The sequence below is a fragment of the Roseovarius sp. ZX-A-9 genome (assembly GCF_028369135.1).
In the GTDB taxonomy this organism is placed as follows: domain Bacteria; phylum Pseudomonadota; class Alphaproteobacteria; order Rhodobacterales; family Rhodobacteraceae; genus Roseovarius.
Genome location: NZ_JAPWHW010000016.1, coordinates 24,095 through 39,055, shown reverse-complemented (window position 1 = coordinate 39,055; position 14,961 = coordinate 24,095). Strand labels below are relative to the sequence as shown.

Genomic DNA, 14,961 nt, shown 5'->3' with positions numbered 1-14,961 from the left:
GCCATCACACGCCAACATAGCGATCCACGATGGAATGATCGGCGCGCAGGGCTTCGGCGGGCAATGTCTCGCCATTGCGCCCGTTCTCGATGAAGGCCACGCGGTCCGCCACCGACAGCACCGCATCGACCCGTTGCTCGACCAGCAGGATTGCAACGCCCTTGCTGCGCATCTTCACGATCACCTGCCGGATCGCTTCGATCATCGAGGGTTGCAGCCCCTCGGTCGGTTCATCCAGCAGCAGCGCCTTGGGCTGTAAACACAAGGCGCGGGCCGTGGCCAGCATCTGCTGTTCGCCGCCCGAAAGGGTCTGTGCGCGCTGCCCCATGCGTTCGCGCAGGCGCGGGAAGAGGTCCAGCACCTCCTCCAGCACTTCCGGGGGGCTGTTGCGGGTCTGCATGCCCACAGCCAGATTTTGCGCCACGGTAAGGCTTGGAAACAGCCGCCGCCCCTGCGGGATATAGCCGATGCCCGCACGTGGCACCTTGTGTGCGGGCAGTGCGCTGATCTCTGTTCCGTCCAGCGTGATCCGGCCCGCCATCAGGGGCAACAGGCCCATGATCGCCTGCATCGTCGTCGTCTTGCCCGCGCCATTGCGGCCCAGCAGGCACAGGATCTCGCCCGCCTCGACCCGCAGGCTGAAGTCCCGCAGCACCTGCGCGCGGCCATATCCGGCGCCTATCCCGTGCAGTTCCAGCATCATCCGGTCCCCAGATAGGCGGCCTGCACATCGGCGTCGGCACGGATTTCATCGGGCGTGCCTTCGGCCAGCAACTCGCCGAAATTCAGCACGCTCACGCGGTCTGCGGTTTCCATCACCACGCTCATGTTGTGTTCAATCAGCAGGATCGTCGTAGCGCCTGCCAGCTCGCGGATCAGTGTCTTGAACGCGGCAATCTCGGCCTCGGCCAGCCCCTGCGTCGGTTCATCCAGGATCAGCAGACGCGGCTCCTGCACCAGACCCATCGCGATCTCCAGCAGGCGCTGGTGGCCGTAGCTCAGATCGCCTGCCTCCTGTTCGGCGCGATCCGCAAGGCCGACGCGCATCAGCGCGGCCTCGACCGCGGGTGCCACGGCATCGCCGGACAGCCGCCGCCGCGCCGCAAGTGCGACGTTCTCGGCCACGTCCAGCCCGGCAAAGACCGACGTGATCTGGAATGTGTAGGCCATGCCCAGCCCGATCCGCCGGTGCGCTGGCAGCGCAGTTATGTCGCGCCCGTCGAAATGGACAGTCCCCGCCGACGGAGAAATCCGCCCGCAGATCATCCCCACCAGCGTCGTCTTGCCCGCGCCGTTCGGCCCGATCAGCGCGCGCACCTCGCCCTTGGTCAGGTCGAAATCCACGTTCCTGACGGCCTGCAAACCGGCAAAGCTCTTACTCAGTCCGCGTGTGCTCAGCAAAGTCATGGCAGCCACCGCCAGACCCGGCGACGCAATTCGCCCACCAGCCCTTGCGGCGCGAATAGCGTCAACAATACCAGCACCACGCCCGCAATCAGCATGTAGGCCGTGGTGACACCCGAACTGAGGTCGATCAGGTAGAACATGAAAAGCGTGCCGATGAACGGCCCCAGCACCGTGCCGGCCCCACCCAGCAGCACCCAAAGCAATGGAAAGATCGAATATTGCACGCTGGCAAAGCTGGCACCGGCATAGCCAAAGAGCAGCCCGTAAAACGCCCCCGCCGCAGCCGATATCGTGCCAGAGATCACCACCGCGCCCAGCTTGTGCGCGAAAGTGTCATATCCTAGCATGCGCACCCGTTCCTCGTTCTCGCGGATCGCCACCAGCGTTCGCCCGAACGGGTGGCGCACCAGCACGAGGCAGACCATCAGCGACACCGCAAAAAGCGTCAGCGCGGCAAAATACCGATTGCCCGGATCGCTCAGGTCGATCCCCCACAGCATCCGCTGCGCCTGCTGGATCACGAAGCCTTCATCGCCGCGTGTCCATTCGCCGAAATAGAGGATGGTGAGGTAGCCCGCCTGCGCGAACATCAGCGTCACGATCATGAACGCCACGCCGGCCGTGCGCAGTGCCAGCACCCCGAGCGCCGCCGAGACGACAAGCCCCGCCACCAGCCCGGCGATCAGCGCCGGCGCGGGCGTCCAGCCCAGATGGTTCACCGTCAGCGCCATCCCGTACATGCCCGCCGCGAAAAACAGTGCATGTCCCAGGCTCAGCAGGCCGGTATAGCCAAACAGGATATTATAGCCGACCGCGTAGCTGGCCAGCACCATGATCCGCGCCAGATTGCCGTGATGATAGGCGGGCAGCACGAATTGCAGCGCGAACAGCAGCACCAGTAGGCCGATATGCAGCACGGCGATCTTCCGTCCCGCACTCATGAACCGCGCGTCCCGAACAGGCCATTGGGGCGGAAAACCAGCACCAGACCGACCAGCAGCGTCGCCAGGATCTTGGCCAGCGTGGGGGAGAAGAAGACCGAAATGATCCCGTCACTCAGCCCGATCAGGATCGCTGCCACGACGGTGCCCGGCAGGCTGCCCAGCCCGCCGATGATCACTACGATGAACGACAACAGCAGTGGATCGGCCCCCATCAGGTAATGCGCCTGCTGAATCGGCACGATCAGCACTGCCGCCAGTGCCGCCAGCCCCGCACCAATGCCAAAGACCAGCGCATAGACCCGCTCGACCGGGATGCCAAAGGCCAGCGCCATGTCGCGGTCCTGTTGCGTGGCGCGCATCAGCAGGCCGATCTTGGTCCGTGCCATCATCAGCCAGACACCCAGCAGGACCACCGGCGCGGCACAGATCACCGCCAGCTTGTAACTTGTGGTGCTCAGCCCCCAGGGCCAGTACATCTGCAGGCTGCCATCCTTGAATTCCCACCACGGGATCGCAAGGCGCGTGTTGAAGGGCGGTGCCACGGGCCGCGCTTCGGGGCCGTAGCCCATCAGCGTCAGTTGCTGGATGATGTAAAGCACCCCGATTGTGGCGACGATGGTGCGCTCGGGGTCATAATCGATCCGCTTGAGGATGGTCATGTCCACCGCCACCGCGATTATGCCCACGAGCAGCGGCGCGAGTATCAGCGCCGCGCCAAAGCCGATGGCGGGATGGCCGCCCATCATCTGCGCCACGTACCACGCGATGACCGCGCCCAGCATGAAAAACTCGCCATGCGCGATGTTGACCACCCGCATCACGCCAAAGACCAGGCTGAGGCCGACAGCGGTCAGCGCCAGCACCGCCGCCGTTACCGCGCCTTCGAGCGTGGCAAGCAAAAGATAAGGACCCAATTCCATTGTCGTGCAGGATTGCCCGGCGATGCGCAGAAGGGCAAGGAAAATGGCAGGGGTATCGGTGAATTCGTCCGCGTCAAAAGAAACGCCTTGGCAGATGTTGGTCAATCGAATGCAGGGAATCTGGCCTTACGCGGCTTCTACGTCAGCAATTTCACGCCCCATATCCGGATACGGGGCGCGCAGGGCTGAGGCGTGATGTTGCGGCGTGGTGGTTTTCAGGCCACCACCGGCTTTGCCTGCATCTCTGCCCGTTCCGAACGGGCAAAGAGGATGTAGTAGAACACCGGGGCCGCGATCAGCGTCAGGATTGACGCAAAGGCCAGCCCGCCCATGATCGTCACTGCCATCGAGACAAAGAACGCATCCCCCAGCAGCGGCGCCATACCAAGAATCGTCGTCGCCGCGGCCAGCATCACGGGGCGCAGGCGCGACGTGCAGGCGGTCACGATCGCCTCGCGCAGTGCCGTACCCTCGCGGCGCACGATGTCGATCTCCTCGACCAGAACGATGCCGTTTTTCAGCAACATGCCCGACAGGCTCAACAGACCCAGAAGCGCGGTAAAGGTAAACGGCAGTCCGGTGCCCAGCAGCCCGATCACCACGCCGCATACCGACATCGGCACCAGCAGCCAGATGACCAGCGGTTGCCGCAATGCGTTGAACAGCAGGACAGAGATCAGGACCATCACCAGAATGCTCAGCGGCAATTGCTTGCCAAGGCTGGCATTGGCATCGCCTGAGCTTTCGAACTCGCCACCCCATTCCATCTTGTAGCCCAGCGGGATCGGCATGGTTTCGATGGTCTCGCGCACTTCGGCATGCACTTCGGCGGCGGTTTTGTCCGCCGGAACATCTGCCCCCACGGTCAGTGTCAGCAGCCGGTCGCGGCGATGCACCAGCGTATTCTGCACCTCGACCTCGTAGCCGTCCGTGACCTGCCCGATCGGGACGAAACTGTTGCTGACCGATGAAAAGACCACCAGATCACCCAGCCCCAGTCCGTTATCCTTGGGCAGGCGGACGATGATCGGGATCAGCCGATCACCTTCACGGTAGACCCCGCCCCGGATGCCGTCGGTGGCAAATCGCAACGTGGTGGCCACATCGTCGCGGGTGATGCCGGCCATCTGGGCCCGGTCGGTGGCATAGACCGGCTTCAGCACCAGTTCCTGCTCGCGCCAGTTGGTGCGCAAGTCCACGAGGTTGTCCGAAGCAGCCTGCATCCGCTCTGTCGCCTGCTCGCCCAGTTGCCGCAGGACCGCCGGATCGCTGCCAGAGAACCGTACCGCGATCGGATCTCCGCCACCGGGGCCGAAAACCAGCCGTTCGGTGCGGAATTCGGCGTCGGGGAACGCATCGCGTCCATAGGCATCAAGCGCCGCGCGCAGGGGCGGAATATCTTCCAGCGTTTCGGTGCGGATGATCAGGTGGCCATAGCTCGGGTTGGGCTTCTCGGCGGAATAGGTCAGCAGGAACCGCGTCGCGCCTTGCCCGATGAAACTGGCAACCGAAACCACGTCCTCGCGCGCCAGCAGCCAATCCTCGATGCGGCTCAGATCCTCCGAGGTTCGCTCGATATCAGCGCCCTGCGGCAGCTTGTAATGTGCATAAAACAGCGGCGTGTTTGAATTCGGGAAAAACTGCTGCTTGATCTGGCTGAACCCCAGGAAGCTGAACACCGTTACCGCGAAAAGCGCCAGCACCACCAGCCAGCGCACCCGCAGCGCACCGCGCAGCACGCTACCATAGGCGCGGAACATCCAGCCGCCATAGGCGTCATGCGCGCCGGCCTTGCCCTGACGAAAGAAGTAATGCCCCAGAAGCGGCGTGACCGTCAGCGCCAGCGCCCAACTCAGCAACAGCGAAATGCCGATCACTGCAAACAGCGAGAACAAAAACTCGCCGGTGGCATCCGGGCTCAGGCCGATACCGGCAAAGGCCATGATGCCGATCACCGTGGCCCCCAGCAACGGCGTCTGCGTCTTGCCCGCCACCTCGTCCACCGCATCGCGAGAGGACTTGCCGCGTTGCATGGCGATCTGCATGCTCTCGGCGACGACGATGGCATTGTCCACCAGCATGCCCATCGCAATGACCAGCGCGCCCAGCGAAATGCGCTCCATCTCGATGGAGAAGATCGCCATGAAAAACAGCGTACCCACCACCGTCAGCAGCAAGGTCGAGCCGACCACCACCGCCGCGCGCCAGCCCATGAAGATCGCCAGAACCACCACCACGATGATGACCGACATCGCCAGATTGACGAGAAATTCGCTCGAGGCTTCGTCGACCACGACGTGTTGCTGGTAGATCGGGTTCAGGCTGACTCCCGCCGGGATTTCCCCATCGAGCGCGGCCAGCTTCGCATCGACCCGTTTGCCGACCTCGACGATGTTCTCGCTGGCCAGGCCCGCGATCCCGAGGGTAAACGCCTCTGCGCCGTTGAAACGCACCTTCAGCTTCGGATCGTCCTGCCGTCCGCGGCTGACCTCGGCCACATCGGTCAGGTTGATGACCTTGCCGCTGACGCCCACGGTCAGCCCGGCAATCGCCGTCACGCTGTCCGATCCGTCGGGGGCCTGAATGCGCGTATCGCCCAGCGACCCCGCAGACACCACCGTATCCGCGGTCGCAATCGCGTTGACCAGTGCCTGCGGCGAAATCCCCTGATTGGCCGTCAATCCGAGGTCCGGTTCGACAAAAACCGCCTCGTCTGCCAGTCCGCCGATCTCCACATCCGCGACCCCGTCAACTGCCAGCAACTCGCGCCGCAGGAAGGTCGAAAGCTCATAGCGTTCGGCATCGCTGTAGCCTTCGGCGTTCACCGCGTAATAGATGCCGAAAACATCCCCGAAACTGTCATTGACCAGTGGTTCTGATACCCCGTCGGGCAGATTGCGGGCGGCATCGCTGATCCGGGCGCGCAGCTTGGTCCATATCTCGGGCAGTTCATGGCCCTTGATCGTCGGCTTGATCTCTACCTCTATCAACGACAGGCCCGGCTGGTTGACCGAGGTAATCTTGTCCACTTCGCCCATCTTCTGGATCGCGGATTCCAGCGGTTCGCTGACTTCGCGCGCGACCTGTTCGGCCGAGGCGCCGGGATACTGCGTCGAAATCGCGGCGACCTTGATCGTAAAGGCCGGATCTTCCAGCCGCCCGAGGTTCAGATACCCCCAGATGCCACCAAACAGGCACCCCAGGATCAGCAGCCAGGTCAGCAGCGGTTTCTCGATCGAGGCGCGGGCGACGGTCATTGCAGGCCCCTCAGTTCGGGAAGCCGGTGAAGCGGCGCACGCGCGCCCCGTCTTCCAGCACGTTGACACCCGCGACGACGATCTCGGTGCCCGGCTCCACGCCGCCGGTGATCGTGAAACGCCCGTTTGGCCCCGCCGAAACGGTGACCGGCACCCGGCGCAGCGTCCCGGTATCGCCTTCGTCCGGCTCGAATACCAGAACCGATGTCGCGCCGTCGGCTGCGGTGGCCACTGCGGCAGATGGCACGAAAATGCCCGTCTCTGCGGAATTCATCTTGGCCGTTATCGTGGCCGAAGATCCCGGCAGGATGTTCAGCCCCTTGGGCGGCGGCATGCCAAAGGTCAGGCGGAAGGTCTGCCCGATTTCCGATGTCTCGGCGTTGAACTCGCGCACTTCCAGCGGAAACTCCTGATCACTGGCCGGAAACAGGGCGGTCACGGTCACATCGGGGTCGGCACCGGCGCGCTGAAACAGCACCTCGGGCACGTCGATTTCGATGCGCAGCTCGGACATGTCATGCAGTCGGACAACCGGCGTGCCGGCGTTGACTGTCGTGTAATTGGCGACTTCGCGCGCCGCCACCAGTGCGTCGAACGGGGCATACAAGGTGGCGTGCTCAAGCGCGAACTCGGCATTTTCGACGGCAATGCGTGCCAGCGCTGCTTCGGTATCTGCATCTTCGCGGCGCACTTGGCTGGCGGTGGCGTCGCTCATCTTTGCCAGACGCTCAACCACCCGGTCGGTCTGTTCCTGCCGCAGCCGGGCCTGATCCAGAGACAGCTTGAACGTCGAAAGATCCAACTGGGCGATCAACGCGCCCTGCGGCACGGTTTCGCCCTCGACCACGGGAAAGGTCTCGATCTGGCCGGAAACCTGGAACGCCAGATCGACAGTCTGCCGGGCGACGACATGGCCAAAGAATTTGCGCGAGGTGCCGGTCGATCCCATGTGCAGCGTCATCAGCTTGACCGGCTTCAGAACGGTCTGTGCCTCCGGGGTGTCCTGCGCCGTGACAGGCAGCGCGAGCGCGGCGCTCAGGAGGGCGGGCCAGATCCATCGGGTCATTGCTCAATCCTCTACAGTCATCCAGTGTTTGCGTCCGGAGAACGGCACCGCAGGCCGGAGTGACCCTACCTTGGCGCTACCGCGATGCAAAGACGTGACGTAACACACCCCTGCCGTCCCCGAACTGGCTGTTCTCATGGGGCGTTTTCTAAATCCGGCGCTTGCGTTAGACATGGTCTGACCTATTTGCGCGTGCGGCGGACCGGATGATGGTGCCGGGCCGCAGCGCCCAGCCAACACGAACCACCGAGGCCCCGATGACCGAAGCCAAGGACAAAGACGGCGCGATCCCGACCAACCTGCGTCCGCTGCTGGTGCTGGAGGCAATGGCGCGCGCCGGCGTCCCGGTCACGCCAACCGAAGTAAATCAGACGCTGGGCCTTCCCAAGCCGACCATTCACCGGCTCTTTGCCACGCTCGAAGCCGAGGGTTTCATACAGCGCGAGATCGACGGGCGCGGCTATTCACCGGGGCAGCGGCTGCGCTGGATGGCCACCGGCCTGCTATCGTCGCTGCGCATCCGCTCTGCGCGGGTTGCGATCCTGACCCAGATCGCCGAGTCGATCGGTGAAACCTGCAACATCGCGCTGCCCGACCGCGAGGGAATGGTCTATCTCGACCGGGTCGAGACGAAATGGCCGCTGCGCATCCAGTTGCCCGTCGGCACGCTGGTTCCCTTCTACTGCACCGCCGCGGGCAAGATGTATCTCAGCCAACTGGATGAAAAGCACCTGAGGAACTATGTCACCTCCGGCGCGCTGACGGCCCGGACCGACGCCACGATCACAGACCCGGACGCGTTGCTGGAAGAAATCCGCATCACCCGCAAGCGCGGCTATTCGACCGATAATGCCGAGTTCATGGATGGGATGATCGCCGTCGCGGTGCCGATTCTCGAATCCAACGGCCGGCTGGTATCGACCCTGTCGTTTCACGCGCCCGAAACACGTCTTTCCCTGCGTGACGCAGTGGCCCATGTGCCGCAACTGAAGGCCGCAGCGCAAAAGCTGTCCAGCCTGATCGATGAAGGCGGGTTGCCGGGGTAGGGGCCCGACGCGGGGTCAGGACAGCAGTCGGCCCTTCATTTGCCGAACAGCCGCGCGGCATCGAAAATCTCGTCCAGCCGCTCGTAACGCGCGCGCGTTTCCGGCCAGTTCTCTTCCTGCACGGCGGCAATCAGCGTTTCCAGCAGCATCATGGTCGAAATATTGCTGTCCCAGGCAGACGGGATTTCGACCCAGCAATGAAAGGTATGTTTGGCCACCGTCGCCACCGGGCTGGCCCATTGATCGGTGATCAGGATCACATGCACGCCGCGTTCTGCGGCCAGTTCCGCCAGCCGTTGCAGGTTCGTTTCATAGCGGCGCACGTCAAACATCAGCAGGACATCGCCCGCCTCCATGTCCAGCAGGTAATGCGGCCATGTGGCCGAGGACGAGGTCATATGCGTGATCCGCTGTCGCACGGCCTGAAAATGGGTAAAGGCATATTCCGCCAGCGCCCGCGTGATCCGCCCCCCCACCAGGTAGAGCCGCCGGTCTGTATCGGCCAGCACCTGCACCGCCTCGTCAAACTGGGTGGTGTCGATATTCGACAGGGTCTGCTCGATATTCTGGCCGATGGCGGTGACAAACCGGTTCAACAGATGCGTCGCCGGCACCTCGCTGGCCCAGTTGGCACGCCGTTGCGTCGGGCCGGAGACTGTCGCCTCCAGCTCGCGCAGCAGGGCCCGGTGAAACTGCGGATACCCCTTGTAGCCCAGCTTCTGCACCATCCGCGCCACGGTCGGCGTGGATACATCCGCGCTGGCGGCGACAATGGTGATCGAGGCCAGCCCGGCAGCGGGGTAATTGGCCAGCAACGCATTGGCAAACTTGCGCTCTGACTGGGTCAGTGCGGCATATTGCGCGCGAATCTTCTCGCGCACTGTTGCACCGGGCTTGCCGGTCTTGGAGTCGGACGATGTGCTCACGGCAATGCGGTCCCCGATGCTCCTCTTTTCAGGCGGTCGCTATCACGTGGGGGCAAACCCGCGTGACCGTCTCTGGAATGATATTGACAGAAAATTGCCGTTGTGAAAAGATTTATTCAGTAGGGTTACGTGGGGGGGACGCATGACAAACGCACCGAATGACGGCGCAGCCCAACTTTTGGGGGCGACTGGCCCGGATTCCGGTCCGGTTCTCCTCGTTTGCGAGCATGCCTCCAATCTCATTCCCGCGCGCTATGGTGATCTGGGCCTGTCCCCCGAGGATCGCGTCAGCCACGCGGCCTGGGATCCAGGTGCGCTCGATCTCAGCCTCTACCTGGCCGAGGCGCTTGCTGCGCCGCTCGTTGCCTGCACCGTTTCCCGGCTGGTCTATGACTGCAATCGCCCGCCCGAGGCGCCCTCTGCCATGTCCGAGCAATCCGAGCGAATCGAAGTGCCCGGCAATCGCGGCCTCAGCGATGCCGACCGGGCCGAGCGCGTGCAATCGGTCTATACCCCATTTTGCGAAGCCGTGACGGCAGAGATCAAGGCCCGCAAGAACCGCGCCCAGCCGACCGCGCTGATCACCGTCCACAGCTTCACCCCGCTCTTCCATGGCAAGGAACGTCCGACCGAGATCGGCATCCTGCACGACACCGACACGCGTCTGGCCGATGCGATGCTCGCCGCCTCTCTGAAGGTGCCGCATCGGCTGGTCGAACGGAACCAGCCCTACGGTCCCGATGATGGTGTCACCCATTCGTTGCAGATCCATGGTATCGCCCACGGCCTGCCCAATGTGATGCTGGAAGTGCGCAACGATCTACTGCAAACGCCCGAAGCCGTGGCCGAGATCGGTGAAGAACTGCTCGGCCTGATACGCCCCGCGCTGATCCATCTGGGTCTGCAGTCACAGGGGTCTGCCCATGCCTAGGCTGATCTGCGGCTATGTGCATGTCATAGACGGGATGAACAGGTTCATCGGACGCATAGCGATGTATCTGATTTTCGCCCTCGTGGGCGTCCTGCTCTGGTCGTCGGTGTCCAAGACCTTCTTCAACCCGTCTCTCTGGACGCTGGAAACCGCGCAGTTTGTCATGGTCGCCTATTACGTTCTGGGCGGCCCCTATTCGATCCAGTTGCAATCGAATGTGCGCATGGACCTGTTTTACGGCGGCTGGACGCCCCGGCAAAAGGCATGGATGGATGCCTTTACCGTGTTCTTCCTGCTGTTTTATCTCGGCGTCCTGCTCTATGGCGCGGTCGGATCGACCGCTTATTCGCTGGGCTATTTCGGCACCGAACCGTTCAGTTTCTTCTGGGACCTGTTCAAGGTGCTGATCACCCAAGGGCCGGCAGCGGCCGGCGAAAAACTTGGCTTTCTCGAACGTAGCTCGACGGCATGGCGGCCCTATATCTGGCCGGTCAAGACGTTGCTCTGCTTCGGGGTCACGCTGATGCTGTTGCAGTCACTGGCCGAGTTTTGCCGCGATATAGGTCGCATTCGCGGGGTGGAAATCTGATGTCCTATGAAATGATTGCCATCCTGATGTTCAGCGCCATGATGCTGATGCTGCTGACTGGTCAGCGGGTCTTTGGCGCCATCGGTTTTGTCGGCGCGGCGGCGGGCCTGCTGCTCTGGGGTACGGGCGGGGTCGATGTGCCGTTCTCGGCGGCGATGAAGCTGATGAAGTGGTATCCGCTGCTGACCCTGCCGATGTTCATCTTCATGGGCTACGTGCTGAGCGAGAGTCGCATCGCCGATGATCTCTACAAGATGTTCCATGTCTGGATGGGTCCGGTCCGGGGCGGGCTGGCGATCGGCACGATCGGGCTGATGGTGCTGATCTCGGCAATGAACGGCCTTTCCGTCGCTGGTATGGCGATCGGCGCCACCATCGCCCTGCCAGAGCTTTTGCGCCGCGGCTATGACAAGATCATGGTGACGGGGGTCATTCAGGCGGGATCGAGTCTTGGGATTCTGGTACCGCCATCGGTGGTGCTGGTGCTTTACGCGATGATCGCGCGCCAGCCGGTCGGCCAATTGTGGCTGGCAGGGGTGATCCCGGGGCTGCTGATGGCGGTGCTCTTCATCATCTACATCTATGTGCGCTGCCGGATACAGCCCGAACTGGGCCCGGTCCTGCCCGAGGAAGAACGCAATATCGGCACCGCCGAGAAACTGCGCCTGCTGCGCGCCGGTGTCCTGCCGCTGGTGATCTTTGCCACGATGATGGTGCCTTTCGTCAAGGGCTGGACCTCGCTGGTCGAAAGCTCGGCGCTTGGCGCGATGGCGGCGTTCATGGCCGCTGTGTTCAAGCGGCGGATGACGCGCGTGGTGTTCGAGAATTCGGTGCGCAACACGCTTGCGATCAGCTGCATGTTCATGTGGATCATCCTCGCCGCCATGGGCTTTGGCGCGATCTTCGACGGGCTGGGTGCCGTCAAGGCGATCGAGGATCTGTTCACCACCAAGCTGGGCCTCAGCCCGTGGACGATCCTGATCCTGATGCAGCTCAGCTTCATCCTGATGGGCACCTTCCTGGACGATACCGCGATGCTGGTGATCGTCGCACCGCTCTATGTGCCGCTGGTGGGCGCGCTGGGCTTCGATTTGATCTGGTATGGTGTGCTCTATACCATCACGACTCAGATCGCCTACATGACCCCGCCCTTTGGCTATAACCTGTTCCTGATGCGGGCCATGGCGCCGCCAGAGATCAGTCTGAAGGATATCTATATCTCGATCATCCCGTTTGTCGCGGTGATGGTCGCGGCACTGGCGCTGATCATGACCTTCCCACAGATCGCACTGTGGCTGCCCGATTACGTCTACGGAAAATAACCTGAAAAGAGCCCCGCAACGGGCCGGACATACCAAAAAGGAGAGAAGAAATGACCACAAGACGCAAGTTTCTGACCGCCGCAGCCGCAGGCGCGGCCGCCGCCCCGCTAGCCACCCCGGCCATCGCGCAATCGACGATCACTTGGCGCATGCAGACCTATGCAGGTGCCGCACTGGCGGAACATGTGGCGAAACCGGCCATCGACCTGTTCAACAAGATCGCCGGCGATCGGATGCAGATCGAACTGTACTATGCCGACCAACTGGTGCCGACTGGCGAACTCTTCCGCGCCATGCAGCGCGGCACGATCGACGCGGTGCAGTCCGACGACGACAGCATGGCCTCGCCGACCGAAGTGACAGTGTTCGGCGGTTACTTCCCCTTTGGCTGCCGCTACAGCCTCGATGTGCCGGTCCTGTTCAACCAGTACGGCCTGGATGAAATCTGGAAAGCGGAATACGCCAAGGTCGGCGTGCAGCATATCAGCGCTGGGTCCTGGGACCCTTGCCATTTCGCGACCAAGGACCCGATCAACAGCCTTGAAGACCTCAAGGGCAAGCGCATCTTCACCTTCCCGACCGCAGGGCGCTTCCTGAGCCAGTTCGGCGTCGTGCCGGTCACCCTGCCATGGGAAGATATCGAAGTGGCCGTGCAGACCGGCGAACTGGACGGCGTTGCATGGTCGGGCATCACCGAGGATTACACGGTGGGTTGGGCCGATGTGACCAACTATTTCCTGACCAACAATATCTCGGGCGCGTGGATCGGCCACTTCTTTGCCAACCAGAGCCGCTGGGACGAACTGCCCGAAGATCTGAAAACGCTGTTCCAGGTCTGCTGTGAGCAATCGCACTACTATCGCCAGCACTGGTACTGGGGTGGCGAGGCGAACCTGCGCGTAAACGGCGACAAGATGAAGCTGACCTCGATCCCCGATGCCGAATGGGAAACTGTCGAGAACGCGGCCCAAGTGTTCTGGGACGAGATCGCGGCCGAGTCCGAAACCAAGGCCAAGGTCGTGCAGATCTTCAAGCAATACAATGCTGACATGCGCAAGGCCGGCCGGCCCTACCGCTACGGCTAAGCCGATCTGTCCCCCGGTTTAACGCCGGGGGACAGTTTTTTCGCGAAAAAACTGGTCGAGAATTCTTCGCGAAGAATTTTGCCACCGCTTGAAAGAAATGGACCGAGAAATGAGCCTGAGTTTCGACGAATTGAAAGCAAAGACCGAAGCAGGAGAGATCGATACCGTCCTCGTCTGCTTTGTGGACATGCAGGGTCGCCTGTTGGGCAAACGGTTCCATGCCGGCCATTTCATCAATGGCGCTCATGCGGAAACCCACTGCTGCAACTATCTGCTGGCCACCGATCTGGAGATGACCACGCCGGATGGTTTTGCCAGCACTTCATGGGAAAAGGGCTACGGCGATTTCACCATGAAGCCCGACCTCGGCACGATCCGCCTGATGCCCTGGCTCGAAGGCACCGCGATGGTGCTCTGCGATGTTCAGGATCACCATACCCATGCCGATGTCCCGCACTCTCCCCGCGCCATGCTGAAAAAACAGCTCAAGCGGCTCGAGGCGCTGGGCTATGAGGCGATGATGGCGACCGAACTGGAGTTTTTCCTGTTCGAGAAAAGCTATGACGAGATCCGCAAGAGCGGCTTCCGCGATCTGGACCCGATCTCGGGCTATAACGAGGATTACCACATCTTCCAGACCACCAAGGAAGAGCACGTGATGCGGCCGATCCGCAACCACCTGTGGAACGCCGGGCTGCCGATCGAATGCACCAAGGGCGAGGCTGAAACCGGTCAGGAAGAACTGAACATCAAATATGCCGCCGCGCTGGATACGGCGGATTATCACACCATCGCGAAACACGCGATCAAGGAAATCGCCTGGCAGCAGGGCCATGCGGCCAGCTTCCTGCCGAAATGGCACCATGATCGCGTCGGCAGCTCGAGCCATGTGCACCAGTCGCTGTGGCAGGACGGGCAAAACGTCTTTTTCGACAAGGACGCGGATCTGGGCATGTCGCAGGTGATGAAACACTACATGGCGGGCATGCTGAAATACGCCCCCGACTACACCTATTTCCTGGCCCCCTACATCAACAGCTACAAGCGGTTCCAGGCGGGTACATTCGCGCCGACGCGCACGATCTGGTCGGTGGACAACCGTACCGCCGGCTTCCGCCTGTGTGGCGAGGGGACCAAGGCGGTACGCGTCGAATGCCGCGTGGGCGGGTCGGACATCAACCCTTACCTGGCGATGGCGGCGCAACTCGCGGCCGGGATCGCTGGCATCGAAGAGAAACTGGAACTGTCCCCGCCGTTCAAGGGCGACGCCTATAGCGGTGACGAGGGGATGATTCCCGGCACCCTTCGCGATGCCCGCCAGACGCTGAAGGGATCGGAAATGCTGCGCGCCGCGATGGGCGACGACGTGGTCGATCACTATGTCCGCGCCGCCGAAGTCGAGATCGAGGATTTCGACCGCATCGTGACGGATTACGAGATTGCTCGCGGATTCGAACGCTGTTGAACC

General features: G+C 62.4%; 13 protein-coding genes. 6 read left to right on the top strand and 7 right to left on the bottom strand.

Annotation, left to right across the window (positions count from 1 at the left end):
• Positions 1–4 precede the first annotated feature (4 nt).
• The 6 genes from O3306_RS15450 to O3306_RS15425 form a co-directional block, all read right to left on the bottom strand.
• A complete protein-coding gene (locus O3306_RS15450) occupies positions 5–700 on the bottom strand; it encodes an ABC transporter ATP-binding protein (protein WP_272008936.1) in 696 nt (231 codons plus the stop codon).
• Positions 700–1,407, bottom strand: coding sequence for an ABC transporter ATP-binding protein (locus O3306_RS15445; RefSeq protein WP_272008935.1), 708 nt, complete (start codon positions 1,405–1,407; stop codon positions 700–702). The genes O3306_RS15450 and O3306_RS15445 overlap by 1 nt, the downstream gene beginning before the upstream one ends.
• Positions 1,404–2,348, bottom strand: coding sequence for a branched-chain amino acid ABC transporter permease (locus O3306_RS15440; protein ID WP_272008933.1), 945 nt, complete (start codon positions 2,346–2,348; stop codon positions 1,404–1,406). Before O3306_RS15440 ends, O3306_RS15445 begins: the two co-directional genes overlap by 4 nt.
• Positions 2,345–3,271: a branched-chain amino acid ABC transporter permease gene (locus O3306_RS15435; protein ID WP_272009085.1), complete on the bottom strand. Its 927-nt coding sequence runs from the start codon at positions 3,269–3,271 to the stop codon at positions 2,345–2,347. Before O3306_RS15435 ends, O3306_RS15440 begins: the two co-directional genes overlap by 4 nt.
• 215 nt (positions 3,272–3,486) lie before the next feature.
• On the bottom strand, positions 3,487–6,528 hold the full coding sequence (locus O3306_RS15430; protein ID WP_272008930.1) for an efflux RND transporter permease subunit: 3,042 nt from the start codon (positions 6,526–6,528) through the stop codon (positions 3,487–3,489).
• A gap of 10 nt (positions 6,529–6,538) precedes the next feature.
• Positions 6,539–7,594 carry an efflux RND transporter periplasmic adaptor subunit gene (locus O3306_RS15425; RefSeq protein ID WP_272008928.1) on the bottom strand — a complete coding sequence of 352 codons (1,056 nt, stop codon included), beginning with the start codon at positions 7,592–7,594 and terminating at the stop codon, positions 6,539–6,541.
• Positions 7,595–7,851: 257 nt separating this feature from the next.
• On the opposite strand from O3306_RS15425, the gene O3306_RS15420 reads away from it, so the two are divergent.
• A complete protein-coding gene (locus O3306_RS15420) occupies positions 7,852–8,640 on the top strand; it encodes an IclR family transcriptional regulator (protein WP_272009083.1) in 789 nt (262 codons plus the stop codon).
• A gap of 35 nt (positions 8,641–8,675) precedes the next feature.
• On the opposite strand, the gene O3306_RS15415 is transcribed toward O3306_RS15420, so the two are convergent.
• Complete coding sequence (locus tag O3306_RS15415) at positions 8,676–9,566, bottom strand: MurR/RpiR family transcriptional regulator (RefSeq protein ID WP_272008926.1); 891 nt, start codon at positions 9,564–9,566, stop codon at positions 8,676–8,678.
• 142 nt (positions 9,567–9,708) lie between these two features.
• Here O3306_RS15415 and O3306_RS15410 point away from each other — a divergent pair, with 142 nt between their 5' ends.
• From O3306_RS15410 to O3306_RS15390, 5 genes are all read left to right on the top strand, one after another.
• A complete protein-coding gene (locus O3306_RS15410) occupies positions 9,709–10,497 on the top strand; it encodes an N-formylglutamate amidohydrolase (protein ID WP_272008924.1) in 789 nt (262 codons plus the stop codon).
• The gene (locus O3306_RS15405) at positions 10,490–11,086 is read left to right on the top strand and encodes a TRAP transporter small permease subunit (RefSeq protein WP_272008922.1); all 597 of its coding nucleotides are present in this window, start codon (positions 10,490–10,492) and stop codon (positions 11,084–11,086) included. Before O3306_RS15410 ends, O3306_RS15405 begins: the two co-directional genes overlap by 8 nt.
• Positions 11,086–12,408 carry a TRAP transporter large permease gene (locus O3306_RS15400; protein WP_272008920.1) on the top strand — a complete coding sequence of 441 codons (1,323 nt, stop codon included), beginning with the start codon at positions 11,086–11,088 and terminating at the stop codon, positions 12,406–12,408. Before O3306_RS15405 ends, O3306_RS15400 begins: the two co-directional genes overlap by 1 nt.
• 50 nt (positions 12,409–12,458) lie before the next feature.
• Complete coding sequence (locus O3306_RS15395; RefSeq protein WP_272008919.1) at positions 12,459–13,493, top strand: TRAP transporter substrate-binding protein; 1,035 nt, start codon at positions 12,459–12,461, stop codon at positions 13,491–13,493.
• A gap of 109 nt (positions 13,494–13,602) precedes the next feature.
• Positions 13,603–14,958 carry a glutamine synthetase family protein gene (locus O3306_RS15390; protein WP_272008917.1) on the top strand — a complete coding sequence of 452 codons (1,356 nt, stop codon included), beginning with the start codon at positions 13,603–13,605 and terminating at the stop codon, positions 14,956–14,958.
• Positions 14,959–14,961 lie beyond the last annotated feature (3 nt).

Bases quoted from the DNA above. Each gene is read 5' to 3' on its own strand.
- O3306_RS15450 (WP_272008936.1), bottom strand. From the start codon at position 700: ATGCTGGAACTGCACGGGATAGGCGCCGGATATGGCCGCGCGCAGGTG.
- O3306_RS15445 (WP_272008935.1), bottom strand. From the start codon at position 1,407: ATGACTTTGCTGAGCACACGCGGACTGAGTAAGAGCTTTGCCGGTTTG.
- O3306_RS15440 (WP_272008933.1), bottom strand. From the start codon at position 2,348: ATGAGTGCGGGACGGAAGATCGCCGTGCTGCATATCGGCCTACTGGTG.
- O3306_RS15435 (WP_272009085.1), bottom strand. From the start codon at position 3,271: ATGGAATTGGGTCCTTATCTTTTGCTTGCCACGCTCGAAGGCGCGGTA.
- O3306_RS15430 (WP_272008930.1), bottom strand. From the start codon at position 6,528: ATGACCGTCGCCCGCGCCTCGATCGAGAAACCGCTGCTGACCTGGCTG.
- O3306_RS15425 (WP_272008928.1), bottom strand. From the start codon at position 7,594: ATGACCCGATGGATCTGGCCCGCCCTCCTGAGCGCCGCGCTCGCGCTG.
- O3306_RS15420 (WP_272009083.1), top strand. From the start codon at position 7,852: ATGACCGAAGCCAAGGACAAAGACGGCGCGATCCCGACCAACCTGCGT.
- O3306_RS15410 (WP_272008924.1), top strand. From the start codon at position 9,709: ATGACAAACGCACCGAATGACGGCGCAGCCCAACTTTTGGGGGCGACT.
- O3306_RS15405 (WP_272008922.1), top strand. From the start codon at position 10,490: ATGCCTAGGCTGATCTGCGGCTATGTGCATGTCATAGACGGGATGAAC.
- O3306_RS15400 (WP_272008920.1), top strand. From the start codon at position 11,086: ATGTCCTATGAAATGATTGCCATCCTGATGTTCAGCGCCATGATGCTG.
- O3306_RS15395 (WP_272008919.1), top strand. From the start codon at position 12,459: ATGACCACAAGACGCAAGTTTCTGACCGCCGCAGCCGCAGGCGCGGCC.
- O3306_RS15390 (WP_272008917.1), top strand. From the start codon at position 13,603: ATGAGCCTGAGTTTCGACGAATTGAAAGCAAAGACCGAAGCAGGAGAG.